General features: G+C 65.4%; 10 protein-coding genes, 1 tRNA gene and 1 pseudogene. 3 read left to right on the top strand and 9 right to left on the bottom strand.

Annotated features, from left to right (window positions below):
• The 5 genes and pseudogenes from AC07R1_RS22240 to AC07R1_RS22220 all read right to left on the bottom strand — a co-directional run.
• Positions 1-69, bottom strand: a pseudogene (locus tag AC07R1_RS22240) (RebB family R body protein); the annotation flags it as partial.
• Between the two features lie 194 nt (positions 70-263).
• Positions 264-821: a hypothetical protein gene (locus AC07R1_RS22235; RefSeq protein WP_041115110.1), complete on the bottom strand. Its 558-nt coding sequence runs from the start codon at positions 819-821 to the stop codon at positions 264-266.
• 141 nt (positions 822-962) lie between these two features.
• Positions 963-1631, bottom strand: a complete 669-nt coding sequence (locus AC07R1_RS22230) for a hypothetical protein (RefSeq protein ID WP_011058561.1) — start codon at positions 1629-1631, stop codon at positions 963-965.
• 24 nt (positions 1632-1655) lie between these two features.
• Positions 1656-1883 carry a RebB family R body protein gene (locus tag AC07R1_RS22225; protein ID WP_011058560.1) on the bottom strand — a complete coding sequence of 76 codons (228 nt, stop codon included), beginning with the start codon at positions 1881-1883 and terminating at the stop codon, positions 1656-1658.
• 119 nt (positions 1884-2002) lie between these two features.
• Positions 2003-2545, bottom strand: coding sequence for an RNA polymerase sigma factor (locus AC07R1_RS22220; protein ID WP_072443737.1), 543 nt, complete (start codon positions 2543-2545; stop codon positions 2003-2005).
• A gap of 188 nt (positions 2546-2733) precedes the next feature.
• Here AC07R1_RS22220 and AC07R1_RS22215 point away from each other — a divergent pair.
• The 3 genes from AC07R1_RS22215 to AC07R1_RS22205 all read left to right on the top strand — a co-directional run bounded on the left by AC07R1_RS22215 (position 2734) and on the right by AC07R1_RS22205 (position 4273).
• Positions 2734-2810, top strand: a tRNA-Arg gene (locus AC07R1_RS22215).
• A gap of 163 nt (positions 2811-2973) precedes the next feature.
• Entirely contained in the window at positions 2974-3825 is an 852-nt protein-coding gene (locus tag AC07R1_RS22210) for a hypothetical protein (protein ID WP_011058558.1), read from the top strand.
• Entirely contained in the window at positions 3809-4273 is a 465-nt protein-coding gene (locus AC07R1_RS22205; protein WP_011058557.1) for a hypothetical protein, read from the top strand. The genes AC07R1_RS22210 and AC07R1_RS22205 overlap by 17 nt, the downstream gene beginning before the upstream one ends.
• A 17-nt stretch (positions 4274-4290) precedes the next feature.
• Here the strand turns inward: AC07R1_RS22205 and AC07R1_RS22200 are convergent, their stop codons facing one another.
• The 4 genes from AC07R1_RS22200 to AC07R1_RS22185 form a co-directional block, all read right to left on the bottom strand.
• Entirely contained in the window at positions 4291-4476 is a 186-nt protein-coding gene (locus tag AC07R1_RS22200) for a hypothetical protein (RefSeq protein WP_011058556.1), read from the bottom strand.
• A 72-nt stretch (positions 4477-4548) separates the two neighbouring features.
• On the bottom strand, positions 4549-5232 hold the full coding sequence (locus tag AC07R1_RS22195) for a hypothetical protein (RefSeq protein ID WP_495110948.1): 684 nt from the start codon (positions 5230-5232) through the stop codon (positions 4549-4551).
• Positions 5229-5810: an RNA polymerase sigma factor gene (locus tag AC07R1_RS22190; RefSeq protein WP_011058554.1), complete on the bottom strand. Its 582-nt coding sequence runs from the start codon at positions 5808-5810 to the stop codon at positions 5229-5231. The genes AC07R1_RS22195 and AC07R1_RS22190 overlap by 4 nt, the downstream gene beginning before the upstream one ends.
• Positions 5811-5847: 37 nt before the next feature.
• Complete coding sequence (locus AC07R1_RS22185; RefSeq protein ID WP_123473136.1) at positions 5848-7596, bottom strand: vWA domain-containing protein; 1749 nt, start codon at positions 7594-7596, stop codon at positions 5848-5850.
• Positions 7597-7681: the final 85 nt, after the last annotated feature.

Raw genomic sequence — 7681 nt, 5'->3', positions numbered from 1 at the left:
CTGCGCCGAGACCGAGTTCTGGAACAGGATCGCGGTGGCCTGGGCCATGGATTGGTAGATGGTGCCCATCGCCATGGCCGGCGCTTCAGCGACGACCTTGACGTTGGTCTGGGTGACGGCATCGGTGATTTGTTCGTTTACAAGTGGCATGGCTCAACTTCCTTTGTTAGGCACACGGAGCATTCCGTGTCATTGAGTGAACGTGGCAGCCCTGATGCTGTGAAGCGGGGCTTGAACGGCCTTGCGGTTATTTCAGGGGGCCCTTATTGCCCACTGCCGGCGGTCAGTTGCTTGAGGGTGTCTTCGACTTTCTGCGACAGCCCGGCCATCCGCGCCTCGACCGCGGCTTTCACCTCCTGCTGGACCAGGGCGCTGATCATTGCCTTGAGCTGCGGATCGTCCGCCGGGAAGCTGGCCGGGGACAGTGCCGGCGCCAGCGCCGCCGCGGCGGCTGCAGCGGCGGCGGTCGTCACCAGGCCGGCCCCGGGGGGCGATACCGACAGCGGCTCCTCGGACTCGGCGGCCGCCAGCAATTGGCGCAGCACCAGCTCCCGCGCCTGGGGATCGGCCTTGCCCGCGGCGGCGGAACCGGCCAGTTGATCGATGATCTGCCGGGTGCGCAGCCCATCGGACTGCATCAGCTCCGTGGCCCGCTGCCGCGCCTGATCGACGCTCTGTTGCGCGGCCCTGGACATGTCCAGCGGCTTGTCCTGGGCAAATGCCTCCAGTACCTGGCGCTCGACCTGGGTCAACGGGCGTTTCAGATACTTCTCGGCAAAGCCGAATATCGTCGCCATCGGGGTCTGCTCTTCATTCGCCATTGCATGCTCCTTACTCAATGAATGACGTTGAAGGGCTGGGCACCGGGTCCGTCGAACTTCAACGCCAGGGGGAAAGCCTGTGTCGCGGTCATGCTCCTGGCCGTGCAGGCCCCGGGCACCTGGCGCGCCCGGGGCGCTTGCTCAGGAGGACGGTGTGCGATTGGCCAGGGTGCTGCTGTACTTGGCGATGCTCTGGTCGATCTTGTCGATGGCCACGCCGGCCGCGTCGGCCTCCATGGCTCCGGCAGCCGCCGCCACCGCAGCCGCCGCGCCCACCAGCAGATCGGTGACCAACGCGCCCAGGGCATCCTCGGCAGCCCCCTTGACGTTCTCTTTGACGATGTTCTCGGTCATCTGCTTGAGCAGCACCGCCTGGGCCGCCAGGGCCAGCTTGCTGACCCCGTCGAAATACCCCGCCGCCGACTGCGCCACCAGGCCGGCGGCCTGGCTGATCATCATGTCCGGCGCTGCTGCGATCTGCGCCGGGGCATAGCTGAAGGTCTGGGCATTGCTGAACTGCACCGCCTGGACAATCTGGCTGTTCAGGGCATCGGTGCTGTCGCTGCTGGGCGTGCCGGCCTGCTTGAGCAGGTGCGCGTTCATCGTCTGCATCATCGAGGGCTGCGCCGGGCCTGCGGGCGATGGCGCAGGATCGGGCGCCGGCGCGCTGGCTGTCGAGGCGGCGTCACCGGCCATCGCCGAGGGTGCCTCAGGCTCGGCGGCTACTGCAGCGGCACCAGGGTCGGCCGCCGCGCCGGCGCTTTCATCGGCCGCGGCTGCGGGTGGGGTTTTCTTCTTGAACCAGGCCATGACGATTCTCCCGGGCGGTCAGCCCTACTCGCCAATCGCCATGATCAGCGCCACGGCCTTGGACACCACCGCATTGGAGATCTGGTTGAGCGCCTGCTGGCTGTTGACCGCGTTCTGCAGCGACAGGCCGGCCGAGTGGCTGGCCACCTGGTACAGCGAGGCGATGGCCTGGGCCGGAGCCTCGGCCACGACCTTGACGTTGGTCTGGGTGACGGCATCGGTGATCTGCGAGTTGACCATTGGATCGGGCATACATCTCTCCTTAGATGGAATGGCCCACCGCAGAAGGCGGCGGCACCGGCTACAGCATCGAAAACAGGCTCACTGAACAGGAACGCCCGAGCGAGCCGGCTGTGAAACCTCAGGCCGCATCAACGCAACTGCGCCCGCAACAGCTGCACATACTTGCGCGCCAAGGGCTGGTTCATGCCCAGCTCGGCGGCGATGTGGGGATAGGGCAGGTCGTCGACAAACTTTAGTTCAAAGAGGCGGCGCTTCTTCGGCGGCAGTTGCGCCACCCGTCGACTGAGCAGGGCCAGGGTTTCCAGCAATTCCACCTGGTCGAGCACCGACATCTGCGGGGCCTCCAGCTGCTGCAGCGGGTCATCCTCGAGCCCGGCGAAATCCACAAACAGGCGCTGCTCCCGGGCCTGCCGGCGGCAGCTGTCGACAAACACATGATCGAGGACCAGGAACAGAAAGCCCTGGGGGTCGCGAATCCGCTCCGGCGAGCGACGAAAGAACAGCAGCGCCTTGATCGCCGTGGCCGCCAGCCACTCTTGGGCACCATCGGCGTTGCCCCGCGCCAACTGCCGGGCGCGGCGCTGCAAACCGGGCAATACCGCCCTCCAGCTGGCTTCGAACAGTTGGTCCGGCAGGCCCGCTTGCAGGCCGCCCGGCATGGAACAGTTCATCTCCTGCACCTCCCTGTGCCCCGTGATTGCACGGTTCTGGCTGCAGGTTGCGCGCAGGTACGAGGAAGCTTCAGCAGGAAAAACTGCCACTACGGCCCGGGTTTCCGGGGGTTGCGACGGACAAGCACCAGCCGATGAAAACCGGCGTGGACGCCCCGAGTCGACATAGGTATGATGTCGCCCGCACTGCACTCGTAGCTCAGCTGGATAGAGTACTGCCCTCCGAAGGCAGGGGTCGTGGGTTCGAATCCCGCCGAGTGCGCCATCTTCAGCGAAAAAGCCCCAGGTCTTACGGCCTGGGGCTTTTTTGTTGATCCGCGATGCAAAACGGCGCAATGCCCGAACGGCACCCCGCACACATGACGGCCCTGGGCTGTCCTGGCGAAGCGCAACTTGCTACATTCGCCGCCCCCGGACAGGAGGTCCCGATGCTGCGCCATCCCCTGCACAATCAACCCTTCGAGCCCCAGATACGCGACTGGGTCACCTGGTTCATGGGCTATGACATGCCCCCGGCCCTGGATGCCGAACTGAACCGCTACAACCCCAATGACCCGGACGACCGCGAATACCTGGTCCGCCACTACGGCCTGATGCGCCACGGTTCCCGGGAAAATTTCCGGCATCGACAGCGGCTGGTGGAGGTGCTGCAAGCGGCCCTGGATGACCCGGACTACGACTTCGAACAGATCTGGGAGCCCATCGAGGACGACTACGAATACGATCAGTGGCCCAGCAACTGGCCAGGGGTGATCGACAACAGCCGGGACCTTTTCCAGCGCCTGCTGAACGCGGCACGGGAGCGCTGGCAGGAAGACCTGGTCCGCGCGCAATTGCCTTCGCTGGCAGAGTGCCGGGCAATCCCGCACCGTGAGCGTTTCGGCGGGGATTGGCTGTTCGGCATCGACAACCCTGAAGCCTGGCGGGCCGAGTTCGATGTGACCGCCACGCCCTATGACCTGGAGACCCAGGGCCCGCAGTTCCAGGGCGAGCAACTGAGCCTGCACCTGAGCGGTGAACTGCCGCGCTTGTCTGTGCCTGCCAGCTGGCCGGTGATCGAGGCGGCGACCCACTGCAGTTTCGTGCTCAAGGTCCAGGGCATCAGCGAACTGGCGGTCAGCGGCACGCGCTTCGACGGGCGCATGCGCACCCAGCTCACTCGCCTGGACCCCGGTTATCACCTGCGCCTGGAAATCGGCTTCGATTGCGTGATCGAATGCGTGGCGTTATCTGTGAGCATCGCCGACGTCAAGGGAACACCCGATGAAAAGCAACTTTGAAGTGGCTCTGGAGCGCGAGGAAGTGCTGCAGTTCTTTCGCGGCCAGGGCCAGTACCTGACCCGGGACGGCGATTGGGACGAGCACCTGTACTGCATCAATTGGCCGGGGATCTTCGCCTACTTGCGGGACAATGCCGACGGCGCACAGCAACTGAGTGCCAGCTTCGAGCGCTACGCGTACAGCGTCGAGGAAAGCATTGAGGACTGTTTCGGCCTGCGGGAAAACCTGTTCTGCTACTACTCGACCCGAGCCCGCTGGGCGCCCGAGAGTGTCGATCTGCTGGGGCAATTGCCGGAGCCCTGCCGGCGGCGCATCGTGCAGCGCCTGAGCTGGTATCGCTGGCAAGTGGAAAACCACGCCCGGCTGCTGCCGGAACGGGCCCGGCGCATGACCGCGGACGGTGCCTGCGCCGAGTTCATCGAGTTGCCCGCCACCCCCTACGCCTGAGCGCTGGGGCTGCCGGATCACTCCTCCTCGACGGCGTCGGAGTGCGGGGCCGCCTGATCGTCTTCGTCGTCGGCCTGCTGATCGAGGTCCTCGCCCTCTTCAAGGCCAAAGTCCTTGCGGCTTTCCTTGATGGCCTGGCGCAGCTCCGCGCCCTTGATCGGGCAGTTCAACATTGCAGCAATACGGTCGATGCGGGGTGCCATGACCGGCCTCTCACTTTCTGGAAACTGGGCAGATAGTGCGCGTTTTCCGCTGCGACAGCCAACCCCCGCACCTTATTGACGACGCAAGGCTTGCAGGCGCGCGTCCAGATCCTCCTGTGGATAAGTTTCCTGCAGCTGGAGCAGCAGCTCGGCCGCCGCGCGGTTCTGGCCCTCGTCCCATAGACGCAGCACTGTCTGCAGTTGCTCATTCAATCGCTTGATCGCCCGGGGCGCGGCCGGCGCCGACATGCGCTTGGCCAGCTTGCTCGACTCGGCCCTGGGCTTGGCCATCGCAGGTGGCGCTGCATCAGCGGACGCTTCCATCTCCGGCGCCGCGGCAAAACTGCCGACAGGGGCCGCCGGAGCGATGGGCGAAGGGGCAGCCGGCTCAGGGACGCTCAAGGCCCCGGCCAGCTCGGCGGCAGGTGGCGCCGCCTGGCGTGCCATGGGCGCAGCTGGGGCTGGAGCGGGCGCAGGGACAAAGGCCTGCTCTTGTGGATAGTGCTCCGGGGAAGGCCGCAGCAAACCGATGACCAGCGCCACGCCAAACAGGCTGGCAAAGGCCAGTTGATAGCGCGGCCGCTGGCAGGCGCGCATCCAGCGTTGCCAGAGGCCGGGCTTGGGCGCCGGGGCTTCGCGGCGCGCAGTGGCCAGGATCAGGGCATCCAGATGGGCCGGTGGTTCCTGGGTGCTGTGTTGGCGGATATGCGCGAGCATCTGCTCTTCGGGGGTTGGGGTCTGTCGGGCGTCAGTCATGTGAGTACCTCCTCGGCCAGGAGCCGACGCAATTTTTTCAACGCATAGCGGAAACGGCTTTTCACCGTTTCCAGGGGAGCCTGGGTCAGGCTGGCGATTTCTGGCAGTTCCAGGTCGCCGTGGGCCCGCAGCAAGAACACCTCGCGCTGGTCTTCGGGCAGGTCCTGCAGGGCGGCTTCGATACGCTGCTGGTCGCGGCACAGGCTCAGTTGCTGTTCGGGGCCGGGGGCTTGGTCGGCTTCACCGTGCAGTTGTTCGTCATAGCTGTCGTGCAACGGGTTGCGCTGGCCGTGCTTGCGCCAGTGGTCGATCAAGCGGTTGCGGGCAATCTGGTACAGCCAGGTACGAAAGCTGGCCCGGCCCTGGGGCTGGCTGGTGCTGCGGATCAGGCTGAGCCAGGTTTCCTGGTAGACCTCATCCGCCAGCTCGGCCTTGCCGCACAGGCTCAGCACAAAGCGATACAAGCCCTGGCGATGGCGCTGGTAAAGCACCTCGAAGGCCGCGGGGTCTCCGGCACGGTAACGCGCCAGCAGCGTTTCATCGCTGCTGGCGTCGCTGGTGGATTGGGCAGCAGACATAGGGCGGTTGAACTCCTGTTCACTGCGGGTCTGAGGTCTACTCAAGGCGGCTCTGCACTTGGCTCAAGTCCACGGGCTGCGCCGCCTGGGCTTTCGGCGCCTGAGTTTGCAGGCTTTGCGCCAGCTCCACCAGCTGTACGAACTCGCCTCGCAGGCCGTAAGGGTCGGCACCCTTGGCGCCCTGGGCCAGCTTGACCGTGTCGGCCAGGCTGAAGTTGCCGGTGTAGCGGCCGTCCTTGAGCTGCTGGGAGAACGCCGCCACGGCTGCGGCGAAGCGCAGGTCGGGGCTGGCCGCCGCCAGGCTGCCCGGCTGCTGGGCACTGATGGGCCGTTCGATCAGGCGGCTGCTGCCGCCTTCCGGCGCCTTGTAGCGCAGCCGCAGCATGGCCAGTTCGCCCTGCTTGCCACTCTGTTGCGGCGCCTTGGCCTGGGCATAACGCAGCGGCTCCAGCCAACCCTTCTCGCCAGCCGGGACAATTTCATACAACGCGGTAACCGTATGCCCTGCACCGATTTCCCCGGCGTCGACCTTGTCGTTGCTGAAGTCTTCTCGCTTGAGTGCACGGTTCTCATAACCCAGCAGGCGGTATTCGCTGACCTGGGCCGGGTTGAACTCCACTTGCAGCTTCACGTCCTTGGCCACCACCGCCAGGGTCGAGCTGAGCTGGTCCACCAGCACCTTGCGCGCTTCGCGCAGGTTGTCGATGTAGGCGTAGTTGCCGTCACCGGCATCGGCCAGTTGCTCCATCAGGTGCTCGTTGTAGTTATCCACACCGAACCCCAGGGTGGTCAGGGAGACACCACTCTTGCGCTTCTCGGCGGCCATGGCCTTGAGGCTGTCGAAGTCGCTGACGCCGACGTTGAAGTCGCCGTCGGTGGCCAGCAGGATGCGGTTGATGCCCTGGTCGATAAAACCCTGCTGGGCCATCTGGTAGGCCAGCTGGATACCCGAGGCGCCCGCCGTGGAACCACCCGCGGTGAGCTGGTCGATGGCAGTGCGGATCTTCGCCTTGTCACGACCGGACGTGGGCTCCAGCACCACCCGTGATTCACCGGCGTAGACCACCAGCGACACCCGATCCTGGTCCCGCAGTTGATCCACCAGCAGCTTGAGGGTGCTTTTCACCAGGGGCAGGCCTTCACGGCGATCCATGGAGCCGGAGACATCCACCAGGAACACCAGGTTGGCCGGGGCCAGCTCCGCCACCGCGCGATCCGATGCCTTGATGCCGATGCGCAGCAGGCGGGTATGGGGATTCCACGGCGACGGCGCCAGCTCGGTGGTCACGCCAAAGGGCGAGCCGTCCGTGGGCAGGGCGTAATCGTAGGGGAAGTAGTTGACCAGTTCCTCCAGGCGCACCGCGCCCTCCGGCGGCAGGCTGCCCTGGTTGAGCAAGCGGCGGACGTTGGCATAGGCACCCGTATCGACGTCGGCGCTGAAGGTCGAGACCGGTGCTTCGGCGACGCTGTGGATCGGGTTGTCCGGCAGTTTCTGGTACTGCTCCCGGGGCTCGTCGCGGTAACCGGCCACCAGCGAATCCCGTGAGCTAACGGGCGCCGGCATCGGCGCTGACAACCTCATGGGATGCACTGCGCGCTTGGCCATCGTGGCATCGGCATGCTGCACCTCGTACTGCGCTTGAGGCGCAGCCTGCAATGCTCCCTGGGTTGACGAGCCGGCAGCGGATTCGGGCTTGGACGACACACCACAGCCGGCAACTGCCAGCAACAAGCCGGCGGCAAAACCCTGGGCGGCCGGACGAAGGAAATGCACGGGAAGGGACATGGGGCTGACCTCGGAAAGAAATGATCCATTCCCCCCTTCAGACGAAGCCCCTGGGCGATTCGGGTTAAGCCTTCGAAAAAAATTT

This window comes from Pseudomonas sp. GW821-FHT07F01 (assembly GCF_059418825.1).
The sequence above is the reverse complement of the archived record's forward strand: the minus strand, read 5'-3'. Positions and strand labels throughout refer to the sequence as shown.

Coding starts and splice junctions, on each gene's coding strand:
- AC07R1_RS22225 (WP_011058560.1), bottom strand. CDS start 1,883: ATGCCCGATCCAATGGTCAACTCGCAGATCACCGATGCCGTCACCCAG.
- AC07R1_RS22195 (WP_495110948.1), bottom strand. CDS start 5,232: ATGACTGACGCCCGACAGACCCCAACCCCCGAAGAGCAGATGCTCGCG.
- AC07R1_RS22185 (WP_123473136.1), bottom strand. CDS start 7,596: ATGTCCCTTCCCGTGCATTTCCTTCGTCCGGCCGCCCAGGGTTTTGCC.
- AC07R1_RS22190 (WP_011058554.1), bottom strand. CDS start 5,810: ATGTCTGCTGCCCAATCCACCAGCGACGCCAGCAGCGATGAAACGCTG.
- AC07R1_RS22220 (WP_072443737.1), bottom strand. CDS start 2,545: ATGAACTGTTCCATGCCGGGCGGCCTGCAAGCGGGCCTGCCGGACCAA.
- AC07R1_RS22205 (WP_011058557.1), top strand. CDS start 3,809: ATGAAAAGCAACTTTGAAGTGGCTCTGGAGCGCGAGGAAGTGCTGCAG.
- AC07R1_RS22235 (WP_041115110.1), bottom strand. CDS start 821: ATGGCGAATGAAGAGCAGACCCCGATGGCGACGATATTCGGCTTTGCC.
- AC07R1_RS22210 (WP_011058558.1), top strand. CDS start 2,974: ATGCTGCGCCATCCCCTGCACAATCAACCCTTCGAGCCCCAGATACGC.
- AC07R1_RS22230 (WP_011058561.1), bottom strand. CDS start 1,631: ATGGCCTGGTTCAAGAAGAAAACCCCACCCGCAGCCGCGGCCGATGAA.
- AC07R1_RS22200 (WP_011058556.1), bottom strand. CDS start 4,476: ATGGCACCCCGCATCGACCGTATTGCTGCAATGTTGAACTGCCCGATC.